Raw genomic sequence first — 25,382 nt, forward strand, 5'->3', positions numbered from 1 at the left:
GACGCGCTGAGGGTGGCTCACCGCCCAACTCCGGTTGCGCTGGCTTTTGGCGTTCCGTTGCTTGCACCCGATTCACGAGGGAGATTGGGGACCAAGCTCGGATCATAGGTTGAACCGGCCGACACCTGGACCAAGGTAATCCGCATCTTCGTCGGGAAGAACTTTTCGGAGTCGGGCCGCTGGTGCGCATGGCCCCTGCCCCCGCTATTGTCTTTGATCACCAGATCCATTTGCTTGATGCCCTCCGACCAGACGATCGCGTCGTTCTCCCAGAATGATTTCATCGAGATGTCCTGCTCATACACGCCTTTTTCGCGGTAGAGGACCGTCCCGGTGCAGCCGTATCCGTTTCCTTGACCTCGATTCGGAATATAGCAAATACTCCACGTCGTGGGCTCGCCACCGGCGGGCTTCTCGATCACCTCCGTGCGGATGTGAACCGTCCCGTTCCGATAGTCTACCGGGCTCGTCCAGTTGCGCGGACGGTCCGGGTTCATCGCTTTGCCGCGAACGTAGTAGTGCGATTTACTCGGCTTCGACGTGTCCGCATCTGCCTTGGTAAAGGTGAAGGTGACGTCGAACAGGACAAACTGTTCCGCGTAGCTCACCGAAGGAATCATAATCAGTGCTGTGGTTCCTGCCAGCAGGGCGATGGCACCAACGCGGAGCGATCGAGTCAACCGGGACGGTCTCATGATTACTCAACTCCAAGGTGTCGCCCATCAGCGACGGTGATACGGGATGGGCAGGAAGTCAGGAACAAGAAGATCCGCAAAGTCTTTCCGAGGGGCGATCGATAGTCCCGAGTTCGTTCAGCCATTCCAGAAGTAGAGGAGCAGAATCAACACGCCTGTGAGCACGATTGAAACCAGGATTGAGCCTAGACATCCGAGTTTGTTGAAGTAAAAGAAGAACATGGACTGGCTCCCCATCGCCGTCTCGACTGTCCGGCTTCGTTGGCGGATGCTTCTGAATCGAGTGTCCCCTCAGTCCGTGCTTTGCACTTCCGGTGCCAGTCCAGTATTCCGTGCCGTCCCGAGCGGGGACGGCGACGGCGGGCGGATTGCGTTCCCCCAATATCGGATGCGGCGTTGCGAGGCCCGGCGATTCCTGGAGGACGGAGGCACTCGCGTCCTTGGGAAAGGAAATCAGGCTTTTCGGTCTCGGATCCAGGAGAAGGAGAAGGGGGCTTGGCTGGCGACCTGTTCACCGATCTCGTCGGCGAAGCGTTCGAAGCGTTCGGGTTGCTGGCAGATGTAGTCCTGGGCCCTTGCGGCTTTTCCGGATACCGATCGGCGGCCGACGTTCCAGGCGTTATTGAGGTGCCGGATGATGTCGCCGTAATCCCGGGACGTGTAGACCCCGGTGCGCTGGGTGACGGCTGCGTAGTGGTCGAAGAGATCCGGGGTCCTGCCATCGTTCATCCTGGCCCCAGGCATCGCGATCATTCGCTTGAGCATCGATCGATAGGCAAGAATCGTCCCTTCCGGGTCGCGGTCCATCAGTTGAGCGACAACTTTGGTGTAGAAGACTTCATGGCGTGTCTCGTCGGATGCGATCTTGCGGCAGATCAGTGCCAGATTCACTTCGCCCTGCTCGTCGGCGAGGCGGGCGAGGTTACCGTGGGACATCCGGGTGGCGCGTTCCTGGAAGGCGGCGTAGACGAGGCCTGCCTGGTTGTTCCCTTCGCTGCCCGGACTGAAACCGTTCTTGATGAGGTGATGGACCGTCGTTTCGACGGATCGCATGTTCACTCGTCCGGTGAGGCGGAGGTAGGTGTTCAGCAGGTCGCCATGCCGGTTCTCCTCCGCCGTCCAACCGCGCAGCCAGTGCGCCCAGGGGGTGTCCGTAATCCCGGTCGGATCCTTGGCGATGTGCTCGAGCGAAATAGTGTAATTCGGGAGCGCTTCCTCGGTGACCATGTTGCCGACGAGCACGACCAGCAGCTCATCGGGCAACCGCAGGGCCGTCTCCCGGAACTGTGCCAATTGCTCGGACCAATTGTCGGACTCGAGGTCGGGGAGGTAATCAGTCGGCTGCCAGATCTGGTCGACAGGGAGAAGTAGCGAGAGGTTCTCTCCAACGAATCCTTGCACACTATCGACGATGTCCATCTTCAGACTGCTTTCTAGCCGCAAAAGGCAATGCTCGAAACGGGACCGATCGTATCGTTCACGATCCCAAAGTCATCCGAACATTGCGTGTGGAAATTGAAACGCCGGCCCTCCCCGAGGTCCTGGCGCTAGGAATCGCGAAGAAATCTTCCGGGCTGATGAATTTCAGAGACAGCGGATAACATTCTGATCGGAAGAAAAAAGAAAACGGGTTCAACTTCTCAAGGAATTGACGCAGGCAGGCTTTCCCTCGCCGACTTCAATCCCTTGTCTCTTATACCTGATGAATTCAGGAGGGCGATCAAGGCTGGGCCCGTTCGTCTCGCAATTCGTCTCAAATAGAGTGACGCCCACTTCCTCACGGGTCAACGGACCGCCAGCCAGTTCTTGGCGATCGAACCACGCATAATCGGTTCGATCGTGTTCCCGAACTCAAAGCGTCTGGCCGGTCAATCCAGCAGGGTAAAATGGCTTTAGATTGGGGCAAATACAGGGAATACGGCGATGCGGTAAACTTTGTAGATTCGAGGCCGTGGCGCGGCCCACAGCCTTTCGAAAGCAAATTCGGGGCCAACACGACCAAGTCTATCATGACCGATCATCAATCGCCTGGAAAGCCGATTTGTTCAACCGCGATAGATCCGACGAACAATCGCGCTGAAGCGGTGCTTCGCTCGAGGCCGTTACATCAGCCTCGCAGGCAGAACGACCGCCCAAATCGGCCGTGACAGACCTCCTGGATCGCTCTCTGACCGTTGCGAGGGTCTCGGCTTTTCAAATCCCGGGCGTATTTCCGCGCCTCGGGTTCGTGGTCTTCGACTTGCCGGGTCGAGGCCGGAGCCGGTTGGGGAGTGGGTCGCCGGTCTCGCGATCGAATTCGTCGGGGTTCAGTGGGCCGGTTTTGCGATCGTCGGTCTCGGTCTCCCAGGTGGTCAGCGCCGCACGCATTTGGCGGAGCGTGTTGGCCTGGTCTTGGTCGTCGGCCAGGTTGTGCAACTCGTTCGGGTCGGCCTCGGTATCGTACAACTCTTCCGTGGGGCGGGGCCGAACGAAACAGGCGGTCTGCTCGGGCGTCAGCTTCCGCTCGTCGCGCATCCGTCTCATCACCTGGTAAGTGGGGCTTCGCACGGCATCGGCGGGAGGGGTCAGGGGCATCTGATTATCATAATTCCTGATGTTTTGTGCGCCGTGATAAGGCAGTGTCTTCCCAGCGGGTGCAAGTCCCGCCCGGCCAACTGAATCGCTCCGGCCGGAAGCTATCGGAGCGGCGGTGGAGGTAACGAAGCCGTCGGAGCCTTCGAGACAAATGTGCCGCCTGGCGGCGCAGCGAGTCGACAGGCCGTAACGCGAGTGAATGCTGAGCAGGCCTCGAAAGGTTTAACGTGGGAGCCGACCCGCCAATACATCGGGGAAGGCCGTCGTCGCTGATGAACAGGGAAACGGGTGGAATAGGCCGTCCCATGAGCGATCTGACCCAGCGATCCCACCGGGGTAATGGCAACGGCATGTCGACAAACGGGAGACGCCTGCAACACGGGAAACCCCACTTGGCGGAGGCGCGTGACCTCCAACCGGACGCCCGCGAGGGACTGGCCGGGCCGACTGGGGTGGCGGACAGGCCCGTACTACCGTGGACGCCGGGTAACGCCGGTCGAGGGAAGGGGCCTGAGTTCAAGACCAGCGTCACAAAGAGCATGAGAGCCGGGAGATTGGCATGAGCCTCACACCTCCACCGAAGGTTCAGAAACTCCAGACGACGCTGGATGCCAAAGCGAAGGAATCGCCGGGGTATCGGTTTTATCGGTTGTACGACAAGGTGTGTCGGCAGGATATCCTGGAGTTTGCCTACCTGCGTTGTCGCTCCAACGACGGCGCCCCGGGGGTGGACGGCCAGACCTTCGAGGACATTGAGGCGTACGGCCGCGACCGATGGCTCGACGAACTGACGACCGAGGTGAGGGATCGTACGTATCAACCGTCTCCAGTGCGCCGCGTCCTGATCCCTAAACCGGATGGGAAGCAAAGGCCGCTGGGGATCGCAACGATCCGGGACCGCGTGGTGCAGATGGCGGTGGTTCTGGTCTTGGAGCCGATCTTCGAGGCCGACCTGCCTCCGGAACAACACGCTTACCGGGCGGGCCGCAGTGCCCTGGACGCTGTGAGGCAGGTCCATGGGCATGTGAGCATGGGGCATAATGATGTGGTGGACGCCGATTTGTCCGGCTATTTCGACAGTATCCCGCACTCGGAGCTCCTGAAATCGCTGTCACGACGCATCAGCGACCGGCACCTCCTGGGGCTGATCAAGATGTGGCTGGTGGCCCCGGTGGAAGAGACCGACGATCGGGGTCGGACGCGCCGAACGACTCGGAACAAGGATGAGGGCCGGGGCAGCCCGCAAGGGTCTCCTCTGTCACCGTTACTCGCTAACATTTATATGCGTCGGTTCATTGTGGGCTGGAAGCTCCTCGGACACGAACAACGGCTCGACGCTCATGTCGTCAACTATGCGGATGACTGTGCGCCACGAAGGTGTGAAAGGACGACTTTCAGGAGCGTCCCGGAACGCCATGCTGCGTGAGAGATGAGGGTAGGTCCCTCGGGATCGGGTTGCAGGACCAGATTCCAAATCACCCGAAGCGGCTTGGATTAAGAGTCCTGGTCGTGAGCGTTCGGGAAAAGGCCGGTCTGAACCGGTCAGATAAGAACCGAGAAGGCGAACGCAAGTGAACCACCGATGAGGCGTCGAAAGCGTAGGGACGTCATCGAAACCAGGCTCCAGTCGTTGGCCTGGGATGCAGTCAAGGCGGGACCTGCTTACGGCCTTGATGGTGACCGGCGTAAAGGTGGCGCGAGCTCGGTTCAGGCTCTCGCGGGGAACGTGGGAACCTGTCGTCACGATGCCAAGGGAGATGCCCAAGTGGAGGCCCCACGAGGTCAAAGTCCCGATGCGTGGCACAGGGGCGGATCAACCCGTAGTAGCGTTGAAGCCTGGTAATGCGGGTGGAGCGAAGGGGTTGAATGGTTCAGCCAAGGGATGGATCAACCAGCGATGGGAGGAATTCATGCCGGAAGCGAAGTCGTGCGTCAAGGCCCACGCGAGAGGCAAAAGTCAACCAGCGATGGGAGGAACCGATGCCTGAAGCGAAGCCTTACGCGATTTCCAAACAGGTGGTCTACGAGGCCTACCTGAAGGTCAAGGCGAACCACGGGGCGGCCGGGGTGGACGGGCAGTCGATCGAGGCGTTCGAGACCGACTTGAAGGGTAACCTCTACAAGATCTGGAATCGGATGTCCTCGGGCAGCTACTTTCCACCGCCGGTGCGGCTCGTGGAGATCCCGAAAGCCGATGGGGGTTCAAGGCCGCTGGGGATTCCCACGGTCGGCGATCGCGTGGCTCAGATGGTCGTCAAGATGCATCTGGAGCCGCTGGTGGAGCCGCACTTCCATCCCGACTCCTACGGGTATCGACCCGGACGATCGGCGCTGGATGCGGTGGCCGCCGCGCGGGAGCGGTGCTGGCGGTCCGACTGGGTGATTGATCTGGATATCAAAGGTTTCTTTGACAATCTCGATCATGAACTAGTCATGAAGGCAGTCTGTCATCACGTGAACGAACCATGGGTCCTGCTGTACATCGAGCGGTGGCTGAAAGCCCCCGTTCAGAAGCAGGACGGTCGTCGAGAAGAGCGTACGAAGGGCTCGCCCCAGGGGTCGATTGTTTCGCCCTTGTTGGCCAATCTCTTCATGCACTATGCGTTCGATCTCTGGATGGCCCGGAGCTTTCCGGACATCCACTTCGCGCGTTATGCGGACGATGTGATCATTCACGCGAAGAGCCGGGCTCAAGCGGAACACGTGCTCGAAGCGGTCCGGGCACGTCTGAAGGAGTGCCGTCTTGAGCTTCACCCTGAGAAGACCAAGATCGTGTACTGCCAGGACGATGACCGGAGGGGCCAGCATGAACACATCAAGTTCGACTTCCTCGGCTACACCTTTCGGCCCCGGCGGGCCAAGAATCGATGGGGGAAGTTCTTCGTGAGCTTCATCCCAGCGATCAGCCACAAGGCCGCCAATGCGATCCGCGAGACGATCCGAGACTGGCGGCTGGCCGCCATCCGGAACAATCAGTCTCTGGAGGAGATCGCGGGGCTTGTGAATCCTTCGGTACGAGGGTGGGTGAACTACTACGGTCGGTTTTACCGGTCGGCGCTCACTCCGGTTCTCCGACACCTGGAGCGTGTCTTGGTCAAATGGGCGCAGCGGAAATACAAACGGTTGAGGCGTCACTCCATCAACGCAGCCCACTGGCTGGGTCAAGTGGCGCGACGCGATCCGAATCTGCTGGTTCTCTGGCAGATCGGGATTCGACCAGCGACTGGATCATAAGAGCCGGATGAGGCGAGAGCCTCCCGTCCGGATCCGAGAGGGCCTGGGGGTGCAATTCCCCCGGGCTACTCGACTTGTGATCTGCTGTCGTGGCACCGCTGCCGAAGCGATGGCCACGATGCGGAGCATGATGTTGAAGCTGCGGCTGACGGTGAACGAGACGAAGACGCGGTTGTGCCGTGTCCCTGAGGAAACGTTCGACTTCCTGGGGTATACGATCGGGCGATGCTGGTCGCCGAAGACGGGCCAGTCCTACATCGGGACGCGTCCCTCGGCGAAGAAGATCGACCGCCTGAAACGGGAGATCAGCGACCAGACGAGCCGGAGATGGTTCTGGACGGACGTCGAAGACCGAGTGGCCCGACTGAACCGGATGCTTTTGGGTTGGTCGAACTATTTCTGTCTCGGCCCGGTCAGTCCCGCGTATCGAGCCGTGGACCGCCACGCGCGGGATCGGCTCCGCCAGTGGCTTCGGCGGAAGCACAAGCTGAAGAGTCGGGGGACGTCACGGTTCCCCGATCAGTACCTGCACGACGTGCTGGGCCTGGTCCGCTTGAGCGAGCGACCCCGAAGCTTTCCGTGGGCGAAAGCGTGAGTTCTTGTCCGAGAGCCGGATGCCAGAAAATGGCCCGTCCGGTTCGATGAGCGGGGGAGTGGAAACGGAGCGTCAGCCACCGCGCCACCCCTCGACTCTACTGAAGCGTTCGGAGCGGACCGCTCGCGCATGGGCGGCGTAGTCGTGCCAGTTGTGCTCGGCGAAGACATGGTCCCTGACCTTCGCCAGCGGGTCTGTGAGGAGGACGGAAACGTCCTTGCCCTGAAAGCTGAGTGGCCGCTCGATTCCGGCCAGGGACAAAATCGTGGGGGCGATATCGACCGAGCTGACCAGGCGAGTGCAGTGGCTACCGGGTCGGATCCGGCCCGGCCAGCGGACGATCCAGGGGGTCTTGATTCCACTTTCGTAGAGGGTTGTCTTGCAGCGTGGGAAGGGGCGGCCATTATCGCTGAGGAACAGGACGAGTGTCTCCTGGCTCACTTCCTGACGCTCCAACTCCGCCATGACCTCGCCGACGAAATGGTCGAGGCGGCCGATCTCGTCATAGTAGAGGGCCAGATCCTTGCGGACCTCGGGCGCATCGGGCAAGTAGGGCGGAACCATGACGTCCTCGGGCCGGTGCGGCTTGGCGATGGCCCCTGCCGCATAGTCGCGATGCGGGTCGAAGGAGGCGAGCCAGAGGAAGAAGGGCTTGTCGCGTGGCCGATCCCGCAAGGTGGATACCCATTGATCGCAGCCGCTGGCGGCGTTTCCCTTGGCCTCCGAGGTCAACCGGGCCCCGGCCGCCTGGGGACCGCTGGGAAGCTGGAAGCTGGACGGGTTGCCTTCGTGGACCACGTCGAATCGATTCTTGACGGCGTTGCCCAGGTGCCACTTACCAGCGGCGGCGGTCCAGTACCCGCTGGCCTTGAGTTGCTCGACGAAGGTGACCTGGCTTGCGGGCAGAGGCCAGTGCAACTCCTCGGCGTCGGTATTATGAGGGTATCGGCCGGTGATGATGCTGGAGCGGCTGGGGCTGCACGAACTGCAGGTCAGATAGGCGCGGTCGAAACGCATGCCCTCACGAGCCAGCGCGTCGATATGGGGCGTCCGGATTCCCTTGTTTCCGTAGGCGCCACAGTCGTCCCAGGCCATGTCATCTGCGAGGATCAGGAGGAAGTTCGGCGGTTTCTTCGCCTCCGAACCGCTGGCCGGCATCAGCAGTGGGGGGAGAACGAACAGCAGTCCCGCCAGGGAGATCATCCTCATGGTTCATCCTCTTTTTTTGGAATGTTCGGAATCTCGGTAGATGCGTTGTGGCCAGCGATGGCCGGCCTTGTTGGTCGTAAGCCAAGCCAACTCCCATCGGTCTGGCCGTCACGCTACAATGCCGCGCCCCCGACCTTAACCGCCGGCACCGTTCGAGACACGAGGAATCAAATGAAGGCGCTTGTTTTTATCACTCTGGCCGTTGGCCTCGTGCTCGGGGCTGATGACGATGAGTCGGCCCGCGACCTCGCTGCCTTGCAAGGGAGCTGGACTCTGGTTTCGTCCGAGGTGAACGGTGAGAGCACATCCGACCAGCCGGAGAAGCTGAGCCTGGTTGTGTCGAACGCTCAGTACGCCACCATGAAGGACAGCCGGCGCACCTTGTATTCGCTCCGGCTCGAGCCGTCGACCGATCCCAGGGCGTTCGAACTGACTTTGAAAGATGGGCCGGCCAAAGGCCAAATCCTTAAGGGGATCTACAAACTCGAAGGCGATCGGTTCACTGTCTGCCACGGCCTGACGCCTCAGGACGATCGACCGGTCGAGTTCTCAACGGGCGCGGAATCGGGCCATACCCTGATCGTCTGGAGACGAACGAAATCCCGACCCTGAAAGCAGGTTGTTCTCCGCGTCCCTCACCGCTGTCGCGATGTGATCGAATTTTGAGTAGGTCGGAATCACAAAAATCGGCCGATATGCTTGTGGTTGTCGGCTCGATTCGTGTGGACCGTTAGCCCGCCGGATCAGCGCCAGGGAAATTCGCTTGGGACGGGGTGCTTGGTCACTTCCTCACGGACCAGTGTCCAGAAGGCGCGAATCCGGGCGCGGATGATGCCTGTCTCTTGCGCCAGTACCTTGTAGATCAAGCCGGCGTCGTTGGGGAGGCGGGCGGCCCCGTCGGCCCAGTGCGCCGAGCGGTCGAACGTCGGTGGGATTTTCGCGAGGATGCGGTCGGCATGTTCTTTCGGGGTGAGGAGGATGACGTTTCCGAAGACGTCGTACTCGCCCATGACCCCGAGGTCCCGGGGAGAGACCTGCGCGGGCTCGATCACAAATTTCTCGACGAACAGGACCGTTCCATCGGGGCGTTCGGCATGCACGGCGGAGGAAAAAAGGTCGAACTCGAAGCTCTCGCCGTCCCGGTAGTATTTGCGGCCCGCCATGAGGGTCTCCGCGTAGAGGAGCGTGGCCGTCGGGTCGATCTTGATCCGGGTTTGGTTCAAGAACCGGGCGTGGCGGAACGGGATCATCGGGTCGGGCAGGTATTCCAGATACGAGCCTGGCTCCAGGACGATTTCCTGGGTCTGCGCGGCGTAGTTCGCATCCATCTCGTGGATCTTGGTCGCGGCCTGCGTGGTGACGTGGCCGAACGAACCAGGGCCGGCCTCGATCTGGATCTGATACCGGTCCCCCTGCAGGATGCCGCCTGAGTTGGTGATGATGAACACCCAGGGGAGTGCTGGCATCCCTTCGTCACAGTAGATCGCCCGTTGGACGAGCAAGGGGGCTTTTCGCTCCATCACAGCCAGGATCGAGCGCTCATTGCGGCGCTCGAACCGGAGCCGCAAGCGCGCATCCTTGCCGAGCGATCCACTTGGGAGTTGCTTCGGTTCGTCCTGGTAGGGAGCCAATTCGGGGTCGTTGATCGGCCTCGTCATACGTGCGGGGCTTTCATCTCGAGGTCGAACAGGACGTTCTCGCGAATCAGGTGAACGAGCGCATCAATGCCTTCGCCCGTCTTGCAGTTGGTGAAGACGAACGGCTTCTCGCCTCGCATGAACCGCGAGTCGGTATCCATCACTTCCAGGCTTGCGCCGACGTAAGGGGCCAGGTCGGTCTTGTTGATGATCAGGATGTCGGACTGGGTGATGCCGGGGCCGTTCTTGCGAGGGATTTTGTCCCCTGCGCCGACGTCGATCACGTAGAGGAAGTAGTCGACCAGGGCCGGGCTGAAGGTGAGCGTGAGGTTGTCGCCACCACTCTCGATCAGGACCAGGTCGGTGTCGGGAAAGCGTGCTTCCATGTCCTCCACGGCGGCGAGGTTCATGCTGGGGTCCTCGCGAACGGCCGTGTGCGGACAGGCTCCCGTCTCCACTCCGATGATCCGCTCTTCGATCAGAACCCCTTTGAGGGTGCGCCGGACGTGCTTCGCGTCCTCGGTCGTCACCACGTCGTTGGTGATGATCAGGATCCGGATGCCGAGGTCGATCAGCTTCGGCGTGATCGCCTCGATGATTGCCGTTTTGCCCGAGCCGACGGGCCCGCCAATGCCGATTCTCGTGATTTTTTTCATGGGAGCCAGTTCTCGCGATACGATCGATTAGTTCATGAACAGGCGAATGGTGGCGCGGACGTGTGCGGCGGCGAGGACATCGATCAAGGGGGAGAACGAGGCCATATCGTCGAGCGAGCGGTTGGTGGCCCGTTCATAGGCCGCCTCGGCCTCGCCGTTGATTCGATAAAGGATCGCCTGGGCGTCGAGATAGTCGAGCTTCATCAGCCGCAACGAGGCGCCCAGCATCATGCTCGCCAGGCCGTACTGATGCACGGCGAAGGCATCCCGCTCGTTCAGGCCGAGCGCGGAGAAGACGAGGGCCTGACCCACCGGGTAGGTGCCGGGCGTCTCCCCGCGCTTGATCGCATTGAGCCAGTCGCCGACGGCTGACGCGTTTAGGACCTTGACGGCCATCTCGGCAAGCTTGCGGCCCATCCGCACCGTCATGGTCCGCATCTCTTCGTTGAGCTTTCGATTGAAAACGGCATGATCGGCCTGGGCAATTCGTGCAGGATCGTTTTCTTGAGCGCCTCGGAACGCTTCGAGCAGGGCGATTCCGTCAGTCGTCGCCGACTGCCGGGTCGCCGTCCGAACGAACCGCTCGAGGCTATCCGGATCGTGGACGAATCCCCGTTGTACGGCCGACTCGAGTCCGTTGGAAAACGAGAAGGCGCCGACCGGGAGCATCGAGTCGCCGAATTGGAGGAGACGCATCAACGCAGGGATCGAGGTCACGGTGCCGCTTTCTCAATGGACATGATCGTGGTCATGCTTCTGCCCTGGGTCAGGCGTGTCGTGTACATGGGTGAAGGTCTGTCCCTGGGCATCGACATGCTGATGCGGCTCATGCTTGGGAGCTGTGGGAACGTGAGAATGTGGCGTGGCGTCGGCCCCTCCGAAGAGGCGTCTTGCTTCGTGAGGTGCGAGATAGGGGATGATTGCGGACCCGGGGCGAAAGTCGTAGGTAATGCCGACAAATGCATGCGTTTTCATGACGGAGGCCATTACCTGGCGGTCGACGGTCAGCGGTACGTAGACCGAGGTCCCCTTCACGACGGCCGGCCAGTGCTGGTTGCCCAGAGCGTGGCCCAGCTCGAAGCAGGTGCGGGCGAGCGTCTCGGCCGGGTTAGCCAGCATTGCGTCGAGCTGGATCACGAGAACATCCTTGAGGTGGATCCGGGTGGCGATGACCGTGCGCGACGCCTCGTCCCAGCTCAGGATGTCGCCGTCGTGCAGGTGCGAGTTCCGCTCCAGGGCAACCGCCACCTCGGCGCCTGCCTGGGTTTTGAGGCGGAACCGGTTCTTCTGCGCCTGCCATTGATCGAGTTCCAGGAGATCGATCGTGGCGTCTGCCAGACGTTCCGCCCAAGCCGCGTCGCCGAGGTTGCCAAGACTCTTCTCGACCAGGATCATTGCAAGGCTCCGCGTTGAGGCGTCAACCGAAGAAGTGAAGCTGATTCAGGGCAATCGTCTTGGGGGGCGTGACAGTCGCATGCACGCCATCCACGGTTACGGCGAAAGTCTGTGGATTGACGTCGATCTTGGGGAGGAAGTCATTGCGAATCATGTGCCGCTTGGTCAAGGTTCTGGTTCCGTAGACCGGCCGAACGATGCGCTGGAGGCCGTACTTCTCGGCGATCCCCCGCTCGTAAGAGGCACGCGAGACGAACGTGACGCAGGTCTTGGCCAGCGCTGAGCCGAAGGCGCCGAACATCGGGCGGAACATCATCGGTTGGCAGGTCGGCAGGGAGGCGTTGGGATCGCCCATGTTGGCCCAGACGATCATCCCGCCTTTGAGTACCAGCTTTGGCTTGGCGCCGAAAAAGGCGGGTTCCCAGAGCACCAGGTCGGCCATTTTGCCCGGCGCGATCGAGCCGAGGACGTCGGAGATCCCCACCGTTAGCGTCGGATTGATCGTGACCTTGGCCACGAACCGGAGGACGCGGTTGTTATCGTTGCCCGAGGAGGCGTCCTCGGGGAGCGGCCCGCGCGTCTTCTTCATGATGTCTGCGGTCTGCATCGTCCGCAGCCAGGTCTCGCCGACCCGGCCCATCGCCTGGGAGTCGCTGGTGATCATTGAGATCGCCCCCATGTCGTGGAGGACGCTCTCGGCGACGATCGTCTCACCCCGGACCCGGCTCTCGGCAAATGCGACGTCCGAGGGGATCTTGGGGCTCAGGTTGTGGCAGACCATAATCATATCAAAAAGCTCGGACACCGAGTTGACCCCGCACGGCAGGGTCGGGTTGGTCGAGCTTGGCAGGACGTTCGGCTGGCCGACGACTTTGAGCAAGTCGGGTGCATGGCCGCCGCCGGCCCCTTCGCTGTGATAGGTATGGATCGTCCGGCCGTCGAAGGCGGCGATCGTATCCTCGACGAAGCCGGCCTCGTTCAGGGTGTCGGTGTGAATCGAGACGGAGACGTCGTAATTGTCGGCGACTCGCAGGCAGGCGCGGATGTTGGCGGGGGTGGTGCCGTAGTCTTCGTGGATCTTGAACCCGGCCGCGCCCCCTTCGAGTTGCTCGACGAGCGGACCGATCCCAGTACTGTTGCCCTTGCCCTGGAATCCAAAGTTGATTGGCAAGCCCTCCACGGCCCGGAGCATCATCTCCAGGTTCCAGGGGCCGTTGGTGGTGGTGACGCCGTTGGTGCCGTCGGACGGGCCGATGCCCCCTCCCCAGAAGGTGGTGATCCCGTTGCTGAGCGCAGACCAAACCTGCTGGGGACTGATGTAATGGATGTGTCCATCCATCCCGGCGGCCGTGAGGATCAGGTGTTCCCCGGCGATGGCGTCGGTGGCGGTCCCGGTCGTCAGCCCAGGGGTCACGTTGTCCATCGTGCTCGGGTTGCCCGCCTTGCCGATGCCGACGATCTTGCCGTTGCGAATCCCGACATCGGCCTTGACCACCCCCAAGATCGGGTCCAGAACCGTGACGTTGGTGATGACCATGTCGAGGCAGCCGGAGGCCTGCGTGACCTGGTTGTCCGACCCCATGCCGTCGCGCAAGGTCTTCCCGCCGCCGTATTGCAGCTCGTCGCCGAAGGTCCGCAGGTCACGTTCAATCTCGATATAAAGATCGGTGTCACCTAGGCGGATCTTGTCTCCCACGGTCGGGCCGTAGAGATCCACATACTGCTTGCGCGAGAGTTTCGACATGACGAAAGACCCCTTCGCTGAACGAACTGTTAGGGCTTCGAGGACTTGAATCCGAGGGCGTTGGCCTTCTGCACGGCGGTCGTGAAATTCGGCCGATAGTCGGTCGTCGGTCCCCCTCCGGTCCAACCGTTGACCAGGTCATTGAACCCGAAGCAGTGCTGTTTCCCCCCCATCGGGATCAGAGACACTGACTTCTGGTCCCCCGGCTCGAACCGGATCGCCGTTCCGGCAGGGATGTCCAATCGCAGCCCAAAGGTCGCCGGGCGGTCGAATTCCAGGGCGCGATTGGTCTCGAAGAAGTGATAGTGCGACCCGATCTGGATCGGGCGGTCGCCGGTATTCCTCACCTCGAGCGTGATCGAGGGGCGACCGGCGTTCAACTCGATCTCGCCGCTGGCGAGGATCAGGCCGCCGACCGGGGCCGAGGTCTTGCTCGTCGATTGTGGCGCTGCGTCCGGGTGCCGGAGCCAATCGCCCACGCCCGGCTCTTCGTGTGGAGTCTCTGAATCCGCCATCGGTGTTCGCTCCTGTGGGATCGTGCCTTGCGGATCGGACCGTATCGGGTCGGGTGACGACGAGGGACGACTATTTGATCGGGTCGTGGATCGTGACCAGTCGGCTGCCGTCGGTGAAGACGGCCTCGACCTGGACGTACGGGATCATCTCGACCACTCCCTCCATGACATCCGCCCTGGTCAGGATTTGGGCTGCTGCGCCCATCACTTCCTCGACGGTCTTCCCTTCTCGGGCCCCTTCCATCGCCGCGGCGCAGAGGATGGCCATCGACTCGGGATGATTGAGCTTCAGGCCCTTGGCCCGTCGCTTTTCCGCGATCTCGGCCAGCTGATAGACCAAGAGTTTTTCGATTTCGCGCGGGGTCAAATGCATTAAGTCACCTCCGCCTTGGGTTGGTCGGCCCTCTGGACGTTGCTCGCTTTGTTCATGGTCCGTCCGAGCAAGGGATCGAGAGCGAGGAGCGCCAGCACGATCCAGGACGCGACGACGAACGGGGCCGTCAGCGCTGGGATGCCCAGAGCTTTGGGGAAGAATTCGGTGAGCGGCACCGACACGACCGCGGCCAGGATCGACAAGGCGAGCGAAGATCTCGACAGCCAAATCGCCATCGCGGCCAAAGATGCATTGTAACCATAGAGGCCGAGGGAGATCGAACCGGACGGGTCGTGGTGATAGATCGACTGCAAGGTCCCGACGACCGAGCCGATCAGGGCCAAGGTTGCGTGCCGCCAGTCGCTCAGCGCGATGCCGGCCAGGAAGAGGATCCCGGTCACGGCACTCGACCCCAGCATGACCTCGGCCTCGCCCGCCAGGACCGCTTCGACAAACCCGGCCGGCGTTCGCGGGGCAGCTGGAGGGCTCGTATCGATGCTCTTACCCGCTACGCCATGCACCAATGCGAGCGCAAGCCAGGTTACCAGGACGAAGGGGGCCGTGTACGTTGGAAACGGCACGAATCGCCGCGCCAAGTGAGTGACAATGGCCGCGAGGGCAGAGCCTAGCACCAGCAAGGCCCAGGTCGCCGGCACCGGATGCAGGAGCACCAACAGGGCCAGTCCGACCAGCGCCGAGTTGAATCCGTAGATGCCGTCTCGAAGCTCAGTCCGGTCGAACTTGAGAAGAAAAGCAACTCCCGTGCCGATCGCCGACCCGAGGAATGCGCCCAGGGCCACCAGGGGGGAGCCCACCGCGAGCCCGGCTACGAAGAGTAGCCCGGTCCCTGCGTGGGGCTGAAACATCACTTGGGCGACGCCCCGAAGCACGATTTGCATTGAGTTCCAGGCGAGATGAGGCTGCCACCCGGCACGATCCGTGGAATTCTCAAGTCGCACTTGGGTTCCCCCGGCGAATCTCATCAACAAGGAGTGCTGTCCGGATCTCGCATGGCCCTGACGAGATCGTCAATAGTAACCCTGTCTTTTCGGTCAATCCAGGGGTTGAAACCAATATTTTTTGAGGCACCCAACTTTCCGTTAAGCGTCAAGATCGTCGTGGTCGATACGATTGGTGAAATCGGTGTGCGTTGCGTCGGCCGGCATCCTCCCCTCACCTCTTCACCCGGGGATGTGATTTCGTATGGGCACTTCTCCCTTCGAGTTGGAACGGTCACGGGTTCGGTCCGAGCTTCCGATCCTCCGCGCGCTCTGTATACTCTCGGGCTTAGCCGTCGCGGCCGTGGCTCAGGACGCCCCGCCGCCGTCCGCTCCCGTGTCGTCGACCGCAGCGGTCGGGGCGGTGTCGAACCCGTCGAATGCGGAACTTGCCGAGCAACTCCGCATGCTTCGATCCGAGGTTGCCGAAACCCGCGCCCTCAAAGCCGAACTCCAGCAACTCCGTGGCCTCGTGCAGTCCATGAGCGCCCAGCAGGGCCCTGGTCCCGCAGGCGCCCCTGCGGCGCACGGCCCCGCCGGCACCTCGCCGACTGGCCCGGTTGGTGCCCACGAGGGAACGGCTGCCGAATCCCAGGGGGTCTCCAATGGCGTTCCCGAGCGGTTCCATTCCGGGGCCTTCGCCGGCCGCGACGACCCCGGGGCCAGCACCGAGCGGTTCGGCATCAAGGCAAGATATAAATATAATGATAAGGCAACCGGCCCGCTGGGCGGCGGCGGCTATTTCTCGTTCAGTTCACCCGACGATGAGTTTTCGCTCAACGTCACCAACCAGATCACCGTCGATGGCACCTTCCTTGACCGCGCCCGGATTCCGACCACCGAGCAAGGGTTTAATGTTCCGTTTGCGCGTTCCTTTATTTATGGCAACATTACCAAAGATTGGAGCTACCAGGTCGGCGTCCAGGGTTTTCTCGGGACGTTCAATCTTCTTGACCTGTTCATGGCCTGGCACATCAATGACTATGTGACTCTCCGGGCGGGCAAGGGCCTCGCCCCGCCGCTCTACGAGTATTATGGCTTCAGCCCGGCGCTCGAGCCGGTGATTACCAACTCGCCCCTCTATCAGTTGGCCGGCAAACGCCCAATCGGCTTGATGTTCACCGGCAGCCTCTGGAAGAGCCGGGTCCAATGGTGGTCCGGGATCAGCAACAGCGGCATCAGCCTGTTTGGCAATCTCGACCGAAATCAGGACTACAACGGCGCCGTCGACTTCACGCCGTTCCGCGGTGACGGCTGGGAGAACACGGTGCTGGAGGGGCTTGGCGGTGGTGTCGGCTTCTCGGCCGGCAAGCAGGAATACTTGCTCCATCAAGAAGGTGTCTCGATTAGCAACAACGGCGAGTCCACCACGAACCCGGCGTTCTCCACGGTCCTGGGCGTCCCGTTCTACTCGTACCATAGCAACGTCTCTGCCGATGGGATGCGCAGCGTTTTCTCGCCCCACATCTACTGGTACGGCCGTTTCAGCGTCCTGGCCGAATACATCAACTTCAGCCGCGAGCTGACCGACGGCACCACCAAGGGCCGGTCCACCCAGCGCGGTTATTACGTCAACGCCTCCTACTGGTTGACCGGCGAGAGCGACTTCAAGGGCAACGGCTTCCAAGGGTACTCCACCGTCACTCCTCTCCACCCGTTCATCCCCAGCCGGCACCTCTACGGTCCAGGGGCCTGGCAGCTCGCCGCCCAGTGGTCCGAGCTGAACGCGGGAACCGGCGACATTGCCCGCGGCTTCGTCGACACGTCGAATTCGACCAACCGCATGAGCAATTTCATGGTGGGCCTCAACTGGTGGCCGAACCGTTATACCCGCCTCAGCTTCGACTACGTCACGACCAACTTCAACAACCCCATCCCCCTCAGCGGCCGGAGCCCCGTCGACGGCTACCAAACCTTCTGGACTCGGTTCGCGATGTTTTTCTGACCGACCCCGGTACTCCCCCCCCTCCCCTCTGTTTAAAAAAGCCTAATCTTGGGGGCGAGACCCCCAAGTCGACCCCGCGCAAACGCCTTGCAACGGCTCGTGGCCGGCTCATCATTCCTCGCAGGGCCGGGGTTGGGATTCGCTTTCAGGCGGCTTGGAAATCGTCGCGGCGAGCTTGACAACGGATCAACCGCGACCTAGATATTCGTAGCAGGGAGGTTGCTGCAACGCACCCTTTGCCGCGGTTCGCTGGGCCGTTCCGGCAAGGCTGTTGGTTATCCTCAACCAACCTGATACGTGAGGGCTTGAGACACGTCATGTGATCCCCATGCGCTCCCTGCTGGGGTGACCCGTCATTGACTTGAGCCGGGCCCGTCAGATCCCGGAAGGTCCCCCAGAGGTCGATGAGGGCGAAGGTCAGGCCGTTCGAATGTTTGCTGACAACCTCAGGGTTCGAGCACTCGAAGAAGTGAGGTCATGATGGATTCGGTGTTCGTTGCCATGGACCTGGTCCGCCTGCCATTCCAGGTCGAAGAATCCTCGGACATCCGATGTGAGAAGTGTTTCGAAGCGTTGGAACGACATCAACTCGATATCGCACTCCCAGGCCGAATGCTGGGGACCTGCGAGTCGTGTAAGGCGTGGTATCTGATCGATCTTGAGGGGGGCGTCATGGTCCTTCTGCCTGACGAGTCGGACCTCCGCGGGATCTGATCGCGGTCCCCTCAGCGCGACATGTCATGTAGGGGTCTCCCTCGCCGGTCAAGAGCCAGTGGGGGTGGGCGCGGGTGAGTTCGATCAATTCGAGCAGGACCGTGGCCGGCATGGTACAGCCCGCCTCGTAATTCCACCAGGTTCGTGCGGGCAGCCCCAGGCTCTCGGCCAGGCATTCCCCATCATCCTCGGAATCGAAGGCCTCGCGAATCTCACGGATGCGACGGGCCAGCCCCTGCTTGAGCACGCGCAGGTTGCCAGGACTCGAAAAGCCTTCCATCTGTTGGCCTCGGGGTGTGGGCAGACTCCAACTCGGTTGTCCGCGAGGTTTCGCGATCGTGCAAACTCAGAATCGGACAGAGTGGCACATCGGTTTCGATGTGACGGAGCAGGCTGTTCGTTGTCTTGAGGCCGGTGCCATGGTCTGGGCACTCGGCCTCGCTTTGCGTCGCAGGAAGTCAAGCCCGTGGCATCAGTCGAGATAACCACAGGCACGGAGGTGTGCGACGCTCCGGGCGATACGGTCATGACGGCCCTCGAGCCCCGGTTCAACCTCGTCTTTGATCCCTTCGATCTCGATCGTATAAGGGCCGGTGAAGCCGATGCCGTCGAGGATTTCGCGGATCCGAGTGAAGTCGACGGCCCCGCCGTCGCCGACGGCCGGGAAATACCAGTCCTCGAAACCACCGCGATTATCCTTCACGTGGACGTTGCGGACGAGGTGCTTCACCTTCTCGAGCTCGTCGGCCGGGTTCACGCCGTCGTTGTAGTAGCCGATGTTGCCCGTGTCGAAGTTGAGGCGCACCTGAGGATGGTCGAGCTCGTCCATCAGCGCAAGCATGGCTTCCGCGTTCTGGGTCAGCCCTTTGTGCGTCTCGAGGGCGACGGTAATTCCGAGTTCGCCCGCCGTGTCGCCAATCTGTCGCAGGTGGTCGATCACCGTCTTGTGTTCGGCCGCGTCGGTCGGCTGTCCAGCGCCTGAGATGACCAGCGGGACGGCAAACCAGCGGCCGGCGAATTGAATCCGGCGTTGGGTGAGTTCGAGTCCCTCGCGGGTCCGGATGTCGGCCCCCCCCACGTTGCAGCCGCTGACCTTGACTTCGTGCTTGGCCAGGTGGTCGCGGAACGACTGGGCCGTGGCGTCGTCGGCCTTCTCGGTGACCACGACCGAATCGGGGATGACCAGACCACCGAAGTTGTGGCCGCGAAGGGCCAATTCAAGGTGATCGATGCCCGCGTCGCGGATGCGCTCCACGGCCGTCCAGACGCCGGCGGCGCCGTAGCAGTTGGTGAAGCAGCTCAAGGTCCGTTGCACGTCTCGACCTCGTTCGTCTGTGTTTTTGGAATCGAAAAGTGGGGAAAAAGCGAAGTTCAAGGGACTCGCGAGCGAGCACGCTAGTTCGGCCGTCGGTCGTCCAGCGGCTCGAGGACGACAGGGACGTCGGCTCTGGGGTCGGCCACGCGAAGGGCACAACGGCCGGAAAGCACGTCGAGGAGGGGTTTGCCGCAGACCTCGGCACGCCAGCCTTCGGCCAGTTCCGGGCGGGAAGACTCGGGGCAATTTTGGGAGTGCCAGCGAATCAGGTCTTTGAGGTCATTCGAGGTCCCGACGAGTCCGGCGGCCACCTTCGCCTGGGCGCAGCACTGAGCCAAGGCTGCGGCGAGCAGGTTGACCACCATCGTCAGCCCCGGACCATCGTCGTGGCGGTCGGGCGGCTCGGGCAAGTCCTCAGGAGCGACGAGCTGGGCGCTGGCGATCACGGCCAGGAGGTCGGTCGCCTTACCCAGGAGGTGGGGCCGGTTGAAGTCGCGAAGCGCCTCGAGGTCGCGCCGGCTCGCCGGCTGCCGCTTGGCGATGGCGACGAGCAGGTCGTCGCGGAGCAGTTGGCGAATCGGGCGATTCGAGCGTCGGGCTTCCCCGAACCGCCACTCGGCCAGCCGGCGGGCCGATTCGAGGCCACGGCGGTTGAGCTGATGGAGTCCGGGCAGCCGTCGCCAGCGCTCTTCCTCGACCCGGTTCTGAATGCTCGAGACGAACTGCGCGAACTCGCCCTCGGCCCAATCCACTCGCCCCAGTTCTTTGAGCTGGGCGCTGAGCAAGTCGGCGAGGTCGAGCAAGTAGCGCACGTCATCCAGGGCGTAGCGGAGCTGGGCCCCGGTGAGGGGCCGCCGCCGCCAGTCGGTCCTGGTCTCCCCCCCGGAGACGGTGATCCGAAGCGCCTGGCCGATCAGGTTGACCAGCGAGAGCGGGTAGCCGAACCCGACGAGTCCGGCGGCGATCTGCACGTCGAAAACCCGGCGCGGGACCGTGCCGGTCTTGAACCGGCAGATCCGCAGATCCTCGCTCGCCGCGTGCATCACGACCTCAACGGTCGGATCGATGACCAGATCCCAGAACGGAGAGAGATCTTCAATCGCCAGTGGGTCGATGACCGCCAGCCGCTCTCGCGTCGCCACTTGGATCAAGCAGAGGACCGGTTCGAACGTCTCTTCGGAGACGAACTCGGTGTCGAACGCAAAGCGTCCGGAGGCTCGTAAGTGATCGACAAGCTCGCCGAGTGCCGACGGAGTCGCGATCAACGGTTCTTCAGTCGCGTCCGCCATCGATTCTCGGTCTGCCTTAAGATAAGTCTGGAAAATTGTCGCAAATCATGCGCTAGCGACGAATTATCTCGGCTTCGCCTTCAGGATGCAAGGGCCGGCTCTTTCCTTCGTTCAAGGGAGACTGGAGAGAAAGCGCAGGATGGCTGCATTACTGGCTGCCGGGTTCTCCAATGGGGCAAGATGTCCGGCGTTGGGGATGATCTCGAACTGGGCACCCGGAATCGCTTGAGCCATGGCGCGGGCCTCGGCCGGCGGAGTGATCGTGTCGTCCGCTCCGACCAGGACCAAGGTCGGCACCTGGATTCGGGCGAGGTCGCCGGTTCGATCGGGGCGGGCGGCCATGCCTCTCAAGGCGCCTGCCACGGCGCGTGCCGGGGTCTTTTCCATCATGTGGCGGACCGGGACAATCCGGTCGGAGTGGAAGTTCCTGGTCGTTTCGGAGAAGAGCTTGGGCAGCATGGCCTGGACGACGGAGGCGGTGCTCCGGGTCGTCTCGACCTGCTTCGCCATTTCTTCCCGACCGAGCGCTGCTTCCGTCGAGTCGGCCCCGGCACGGGTGTCCATGAGGATCAGGGCGCGAACCCGCTCGGGGTGGCGGGCGACCAGGGAAAGGGCAATGTACCCGCCCATCGACAGGCCGCCGATCACGACCGGTTCCTTGAGTTGAAGCGCGTTGAGCAGGTCGAGGACATCGTCGGCCATCGCGTCGATCGAGTAAACGCCGTCAGGGGCGGCCGTGTGCCCGTGGCCACGGAGATCGGGCGCGATCACGCGATAGAGCGAGCCGATCTTCGCCATCTGCGCCTTCCACATCGAACGATTGAGCGGAAACCCGTGGAGCAGGATGACCACCGGACCTGGACCGTCATCATCGAAATCCAAGAGCATTGGACGTGTCCCCTGGAAGGTAAAAAAGGGCGGCGGGGCCGCTCGCGAGAAAAGATCTCAGACCGCAACGGTGCGCGGATCGGTGAGCCGGACCCTTTGCGTCACGGAATCCTTATAAGAATCGCTTCCAGCAAAGGCCATGCCGGTGTTGCCCGTGGCGAGACGATGGCGTGCGACCCGCCTTCGTCTTACAATGGGTCCGGGAAACTGGCGATTGCGATTCTATTTTAGAAGACGAACTCACGACCGGACTCGATTCTCATGCCGACACCGAATGAATTGTACGACCAGGCCGTGGATTTGCGCGACGGCGGCGACAAGCCCGGAGCCATCGCCAAGTTGGAAGAGGCTGTGGCCTTGGATCCGACTTATGCCATCGGCCACGGCATGCTTGCCAAGCTCTACGTCGATCTTGCGGAATCCGACAAGGCGATCGCGCACGCCAAGAAGGTGGTCGAGCTTGAACCGGACGATACCTTCAGCTACACCGCACTCTCCGTCATCTATCAGCGTTGCGGGAAGATTCCCGAGGCGGAACACGCCAAGGCGCTCGCCTACAACAAGCAAATGGGTTTGGAGTGATGCCCATTCCTCGCGCCTGATCCTGAAGAACGAACCAAAACCATAGGATTCGCCCAGCCACGGAGTCTGCCGATGCCCCTTCTGCGCGTCTGGTTGGTTTCCATTGTCCTGCTCGCGCCAGCGGCAGTTTTCGCGAAGGGGCCCGCTCCGGACGACCCGTGGTTCCAGGCTAATCAGGCCGAGTTGGTGGCGCTCTACACGCATCTGCACACCCACCCCGAGCTTTCCTTCCAGGAAGTGAAAACGGCCGAACGGATTGCCGAGGAGCTGACCCAGGCCGGAGCCGTGGTCACGACCGGCGTGGGAAAGCTTGGGGTCGTCGGGATCATGAAGAACGGGCCGGGGCCGACCGTCCTGGTCCGGACCGACCTCGACGCCTTGCCCGTGGCTGAAGAGACCGGTCTACCCTACGCAAGCAAGGCGACCGCGGTCGACTCCGCCGGCAAGTCCGTGAGCGTAATGCACGCCTGCGGTCATGATATTCATATGACTTGCCTTGTCGGTGTCGCCCGCTGGCTTGCCACGCACAAGGACCAGTGGGCGGGCACGGCCCTTTTGATCGGCCAGCCAGCCGAGGAGATGATCAGCGGGGCGAAGGCCATGCTCGACGACGGCCTCTATACCCGTTTTCCCAGGCCCGACTTTGCCTTGGCCTTGCACGTGACTGCCGATCAACCGACCGGGACCGTGACCTACACTTCGGGCCCCGCCCTGGCCGGCTCCACGGCGGTCGACGTCCAGATCAAGGGAAAGGGAGGCCATGGCGCTTCGCCGCACTCGACCGTTGATCCGATCGTGCTGGCGGCCCTGGCGATCCTCGATTTTCAGACGATCGTGAGCCGTGAAATCAACCCGATTCATCCGGCGGTTCTCACCGTCGGCTCGATTCACGGGGGCACCAAGCACAACATCATCTCCAACGAGGTGAAGCTCCAATTGACCTTGCGTGCCTATCGTGATGATGTCCGCGACCAGTTGATCGAAGGGATCAAGCGTCGTGTGAAGGGACTGGCTCAAGCGCATCAGGCCCCGGAGCCGGTCGTGAGCATTGTGGAGAGCACGCCGCCGACGATTAATACGCCGAGCCTGGTCACGCGGATCCTCCCGGTTCTCATCGAGACTCTTGGCGCGTCCAACGTCAAGGAAGTCGAGCCGGTCATGGGGGCCGAGGATTTCGGTCTCTACGGCCGTGGTGGAGTGCCCACCTTTATGTTCCGCTTAGGCTCGATCCCGCCGCAACGCCTTAACGAGGCGACTGCAAAGGGGGAAGTGCTCCCCTCGCTTCACTCCGCCCTCTACCACCCCGACCCCGCGCCGAGCATCCAAACCGGGATCCGCGCCATGACCGCCGCCATCCTGGAACTCATGCCGGCCCAGCCTTGAACCCAGGCCCCGTTGTGGTTTGTGGGCAAGGGAAAAAAATTGTTCGTTGATGTGCCGGCGTTTTCAGATGTCTTCGCATGAGCGAAGAGTCTTCCGATCCGACAGCGCCCGGCATGATAAGCTTGTTCTCCCTTTGGCTTGGCCGAACTCCCGAAGAAGGGCACGTTGATGGACTCCCGCTACCCGTTGAACGACACCTCGCGACTGCTCAGCCCGTCGCTCTTGATCTTCCGGACGATTCTCGAGCGGAATCTCGAGGCGATGATCGCGCTTGCCGGGGGAGCCGATCGGCTTCGTCCCCATGTCAAGACGCACAAGATGGCCGAGATCGTCCGGCTGGCGGAACGGAAAGGGATTCATAAGCACAAGTGTGCCACGATTGCCGAGGCCGAGATGGTCGCCCAGGCCGGGGGGACTGACGTGCTTCTCGGTTATCCGATTGTCGGGCCGAATATTGATCGACTCGCCCGGCTGATTCGCGGGTTCCCCGAGACCCTGTTCCGGGTTCTCGTGGACCATCCCGACTCGGCCCGTGCCTTGTCGAGCGGCCTGGAAGGGCTCGCCAAGCCGCTCTCGGTCTTGATCGACCTTGAGGTTGGCATGGGCCGGACCGGGATCGAACCGGGCGCGTCTGCGGAAGAACTCGCCTTGCTGATCGAAGGCTTGCCTAACCTCGTCCTGGATGGGCTGCACGCGTATGACGGCCACATTCAGGAGGCCGACCTGGATGAGCGCAAGCGGGCCGCTGCGCCGGGGGTTGAGAAGACGCTTCGGCTTCAGGAGCGGCTCCGCCAGCGGGGGATCGCGGTCCCGTTGCTGGTGCTGGGCGGAACCCCCACTTTCCCGGTCCATGCGGCCCTGGATCGACCGGGCGTTGAGTGCTCTCCAGGCACGTGTACCCTTCACGACAATGGCTATGCGACCAAATTTCCCGACCTGCCGTTTGTGCCGGCCGCCGTGTTGCTGACCCGGGTGGTCAGCCACCCGCGCCCTGGCCGCCTTTGCCTCGACCTCGGCCATAAGGCCGTTGCCGCCGACCCGGTCGGAGCGCGATTGGCCCTGCTCGATATCCCGGAGGCCACCCTCGGCGGCCAGAGCGAAGAGCACCTCGTCGTCGAGACCCCGCACGCGGACCAGTTCCCCCCCGGGACCGTGGTCCTGGCCATTCCGACCCACATCTGCCCGACCTGCGCTCTGCACCGACGGGTGTATGTGATCGAAGAGGGAGAACTCGTCGACGAGTGGGACGTCACGGCCCGCGATCGATCGATCGGATTCTGATGAGCCAGGATGCGGGGTATGATGTTCCCACCGGGCATCAGGTGGCCGAGTCGCACTGGTACATCGGCCACATCCGACCGGTCGGGGAGGACCGCCGCGAGAAGCAACTCCCCGGCTGCCGAAAGCCGTGGCGTTGGGTTGTGGAACGAACTTTGGTTTGGCTGTCGAAATGCCGGGCGATCCTGGTGCGTTACGACAAGCATGGGAGAACTACCTGGGCTTGATCCAACTCGCCTGCGGTCTGCTCTGGTATCGACGACTCAAAAGGCTCAAAGCAGCATGACGGCATTAAGATGATTGCTTAAATGCTATGCTGGCTGCTGTGTTTGTGTGTGTCGGTCAGGCCTGGCGGTCCGCTCG

General features: G+C 62.1%; 26 protein-coding genes. 10 read left to right on the plus strand and 16 right to left on the minus strand.

What is annotated here, in order from left to right; all coding sequences use genetic code 11:
• Nucleotides 1-17: 17 nt before the first annotated feature.
• The 3 genes from SINAC_RS05765 to SINAC_RS05775 all read right to left on the minus strand — a co-directional run bounded on the left by SINAC_RS05765 (nucleotide 18) and on the right by SINAC_RS05775 (nucleotide 3,269).
• A complete protein-coding gene (locus tag SINAC_RS05765) occupies nucleotides 18-695 on the minus strand; it encodes a hypothetical protein (protein WP_015244746.1) in 678 nt (225 codons plus the stop codon).
• A gap of 453 nt (nucleotides 696-1,148) precedes the next feature.
• Nucleotides 1,149-2,114 carry an acyl-ACP desaturase gene (locus SINAC_RS05770; protein WP_015244748.1) on the minus strand — a complete coding sequence of 322 codons (966 nt, stop codon included), beginning with the start codon at nucleotides 2,112-2,114 and terminating at the stop codon, nucleotides 1,149-1,151.
• Between the two features lie 774 nt (nucleotides 2,115-2,888).
• Entirely contained in the window at nucleotides 2,889-3,269 is a 381-nt protein-coding gene (locus SINAC_RS05775) for a hypothetical protein (RefSeq protein WP_020465832.1), read from the minus strand.
• A gap of 559 nt (nucleotides 3,270-3,828) precedes the next feature.
• On the opposite strand from SINAC_RS05775, the gene SINAC_RS05785 reads away from it, so the two are divergent.
• The 3 genes from SINAC_RS05785 to SINAC_RS05800 all read left to right on the plus strand — a co-directional run bounded on the left by SINAC_RS05785 (nucleotide 3,829) and on the right by SINAC_RS05800 (nucleotide 7,098).
• The gene (locus SINAC_RS05785; protein ID WP_052334740.1) at nucleotides 3,829-4,695 is read left to right on the plus strand and encodes a reverse transcriptase domain-containing protein; all 867 of its coding nucleotides are present in this window, start codon (nucleotides 3,829-3,831) and stop codon (nucleotides 4,693-4,695) included.
• A 554-nt stretch (nucleotides 4,696-5,249) separates the two neighbouring features.
• Nucleotides 5,250-6,503, plus strand: a complete 1,254-nt coding sequence (gene ltrA / locus SINAC_RS05795) for a group II intron reverse transcriptase/maturase (protein WP_015246860.1) — start codon at nucleotides 5,250-5,252, stop codon at nucleotides 6,501-6,503.
• 127 nt (nucleotides 6,504-6,630) lie between these two features.
• The gene (locus SINAC_RS05800) at nucleotides 6,631-7,098 is read left to right on the plus strand and encodes a group II intron maturase-specific domain-containing protein (protein WP_157579415.1); all 468 of its coding nucleotides are present in this window, start codon (nucleotides 6,631-6,633) and stop codon (nucleotides 7,096-7,098) included.
• A 72-nt stretch (nucleotides 7,099-7,170) separates the two neighbouring features.
• On the opposite strand, the gene SINAC_RS05805 is transcribed toward SINAC_RS05800, so the two are convergent.
• Nucleotides 7,171-8,307, minus strand: a complete 1,137-nt coding sequence (locus SINAC_RS05805; protein ID WP_081578292.1) for a sulfatase family protein — start codon at nucleotides 8,305-8,307, stop codon at nucleotides 7,171-7,173.
• Nucleotides 8,308-8,478: 171 nt separating this feature from the next.
• Here SINAC_RS05805 and SINAC_RS05810 point away from each other — a divergent pair, with 171 nt between their 5' ends.
• Entirely contained in the window at nucleotides 8,479-8,919 is a 441-nt protein-coding gene (locus SINAC_RS05810) for a TIGR03067 domain-containing protein (protein ID WP_015244750.1), read from the plus strand.
• A gap of 131 nt (nucleotides 8,920-9,050) precedes the next feature.
• Here the strand turns inward: SINAC_RS05810 and SINAC_RS05815 are convergent, their stop codons facing one another.
• The 8 genes from SINAC_RS05815 to SINAC_RS05850 all read right to left on the minus strand — a co-directional run bounded on the left by SINAC_RS05815 (nucleotide 9,051) and on the right by SINAC_RS05850 (nucleotide 15,526).
• Nucleotides 9,051-9,965 carry an urease accessory protein UreD gene (locus SINAC_RS05815; RefSeq protein WP_015244751.1) on the minus strand — a complete coding sequence of 305 codons (915 nt, stop codon included), beginning with the start codon at nucleotides 9,963-9,965 and terminating at the stop codon, nucleotides 9,051-9,053.
• Nucleotides 9,962-10,600, minus strand: a complete 639-nt coding sequence (ureG, locus tag SINAC_RS05820; RefSeq protein WP_015244752.1) for an urease accessory protein UreG — start codon at nucleotides 10,598-10,600, stop codon at nucleotides 9,962-9,964. Before ureG ends, SINAC_RS05815 begins: the two co-directional genes overlap by 4 nt.
• A gap of 27 nt (nucleotides 10,601-10,627) precedes the next feature.
• Nucleotides 10,628-11,296 (minus strand): urease accessory protein UreF, encoded by a 669-nt coding sequence (locus SINAC_RS05825; RefSeq protein ID WP_237722461.1) that lies wholly within the window; start codon nucleotides 11,294-11,296, stop codon nucleotides 10,628-10,630.
• A 33-nt stretch (nucleotides 11,297-11,329) separates the two neighbouring features.
• Nucleotides 11,330-11,995 (minus strand): urease accessory protein UreE, encoded by a 666-nt coding sequence (gene ureE, locus SINAC_RS05830; RefSeq protein ID WP_015244754.1) that lies wholly within the window; start codon nucleotides 11,993-11,995, stop codon nucleotides 11,330-11,332.
• 22 nt (nucleotides 11,996-12,017) lie between these two features.
• Nucleotides 12,018-13,739: an urease subunit alpha gene (locus tag SINAC_RS05835; RefSeq protein WP_015244755.1), complete on the minus strand. Its 1,722-nt coding sequence runs from the start codon at nucleotides 13,737-13,739 to the stop codon at nucleotides 12,018-12,020.
• Nucleotides 13,740-13,768: 29 nt separating this feature from the next.
• Nucleotides 13,769-14,254, minus strand: coding sequence for an urease subunit beta (gene ureB, locus SINAC_RS05840; protein ID WP_015244756.1), 486 nt, complete (start codon nucleotides 14,252-14,254; stop codon nucleotides 13,769-13,771).
• A 70-nt stretch (nucleotides 14,255-14,324) separates the two neighbouring features.
• Nucleotides 14,325-14,627, minus strand: coding sequence for an urease subunit gamma (locus tag SINAC_RS05845; RefSeq protein ID WP_015244757.1), 303 nt, complete (start codon nucleotides 14,625-14,627; stop codon nucleotides 14,325-14,327).
• Nucleotides 14,627-15,526 (minus strand): urea transporter, encoded by a 900-nt coding sequence (locus tag SINAC_RS05850; RefSeq protein ID WP_015244758.1) that lies wholly within the window; start codon nucleotides 15,524-15,526, stop codon nucleotides 14,627-14,629. Before SINAC_RS05850 ends, SINAC_RS05845 begins: the two co-directional genes overlap by 1 nt.
• A 304-nt stretch (nucleotides 15,527-15,830) precedes the next feature.
• On the opposite strand from SINAC_RS05850, the gene SINAC_RS05855 reads away from it, so the two are divergent.
• Nucleotides 15,831-17,570 (plus strand): porin, encoded by a 1,740-nt coding sequence (locus SINAC_RS05855; RefSeq protein ID WP_015244759.1) that lies wholly within the window; start codon nucleotides 15,831-15,833, stop codon nucleotides 17,568-17,570.
• A gap of 477 nt (nucleotides 17,571-18,047) precedes the next feature.
• Nucleotides 18,048-18,284: a hypothetical protein gene (locus SINAC_RS05860; RefSeq protein ID WP_044147029.1), complete on the plus strand. Its 237-nt coding sequence runs from the start codon at nucleotides 18,048-18,050 to the stop codon at nucleotides 18,282-18,284.
• Here the strand turns inward: SINAC_RS05860 and SINAC_RS05865 are convergent.
• The 4 genes from SINAC_RS05865 to SINAC_RS05880 all read right to left on the minus strand — a co-directional run bounded on the left by SINAC_RS05865 (nucleotide 18,241) and on the right by SINAC_RS05880 (nucleotide 21,776).
• Entirely contained in the window at nucleotides 18,241-18,564 is a 324-nt protein-coding gene (locus SINAC_RS05865; protein ID WP_015244761.1) for a helix-turn-helix domain-containing protein, read from the minus strand. The two genes, SINAC_RS05860 and SINAC_RS05865, sit on opposite strands and share 44 nt — an antisense overlap.
• A 192-nt stretch (nucleotides 18,565-18,756) precedes the next feature.
• Nucleotides 18,757-19,599 carry a sugar phosphate isomerase/epimerase family protein gene (locus SINAC_RS05870; protein ID WP_015244762.1) on the minus strand — a complete coding sequence of 281 codons (843 nt, stop codon included), beginning with the start codon at nucleotides 19,597-19,599 and terminating at the stop codon, nucleotides 18,757-18,759.
• An 80-nt stretch (nucleotides 19,600-19,679) separates the two neighbouring features.
• Entirely contained in the window at nucleotides 19,680-20,888 is a 1,209-nt protein-coding gene (locus SINAC_RS05875; RefSeq protein ID WP_015244763.1) for a ribonuclease D, read from the minus strand.
• A gap of 111 nt (nucleotides 20,889-20,999) precedes the next feature.
• Nucleotides 21,000-21,776: an alpha/beta fold hydrolase gene (locus SINAC_RS05880; protein ID WP_015244764.1), complete on the minus strand. Its 777-nt coding sequence runs from the start codon at nucleotides 21,774-21,776 to the stop codon at nucleotides 21,000-21,002.
• 261 nt (nucleotides 21,777-22,037) lie between these two features.
• Between SINAC_RS05880 and SINAC_RS05885 the strand changes: the two genes are divergently transcribed.
• The 4 genes from SINAC_RS05885 (at nucleotide 22,038) to SINAC_RS05900 (ending at nucleotide 25,246) form a co-directional block, all read left to right on the plus strand.
• Entirely contained in the window at nucleotides 22,038-22,358 is a 321-nt protein-coding gene (locus SINAC_RS05885) for a tetratricopeptide repeat protein (protein ID WP_015244765.1), read from the plus strand.
• 72 nt (nucleotides 22,359-22,430) lie between these two features.
• The gene (locus tag SINAC_RS05890) at nucleotides 22,431-23,741 is read left to right on the plus strand and encodes an amidohydrolase (protein ID WP_015244766.1); all 1,311 of its coding nucleotides are present in this window, start codon (nucleotides 22,431-22,433) and stop codon (nucleotides 23,739-23,741) included.
• A 168-nt stretch (nucleotides 23,742-23,909) separates the two neighbouring features.
• Nucleotides 23,910-25,022, plus strand: a complete 1,113-nt coding sequence (locus tag SINAC_RS05895; protein WP_015244767.1) for a D-TA family PLP-dependent enzyme — start codon at nucleotides 23,910-23,912, stop codon at nucleotides 25,020-25,022.
• Nucleotides 25,022-25,246: a hypothetical protein gene (locus SINAC_RS05900; RefSeq protein ID WP_052315631.1), complete on the plus strand. Its 225-nt coding sequence runs from the start codon at nucleotides 25,022-25,024 to the stop codon at nucleotides 25,244-25,246. Before SINAC_RS05895 ends, SINAC_RS05900 begins: the two co-directional genes overlap by 1 nt.
• Nucleotides 25,247-25,382: the final 136 nt, after the last annotated feature.

Origin of the sequence: Singulisphaera acidiphila DSM 18658 (assembly GCF_000242455.2) — a bacterium.
Classification (GTDB): Bacteria; Planctomycetota; Planctomycetia; order Isosphaerales; family Isosphaeraceae; genus Singulisphaera; species Singulisphaera acidiphila.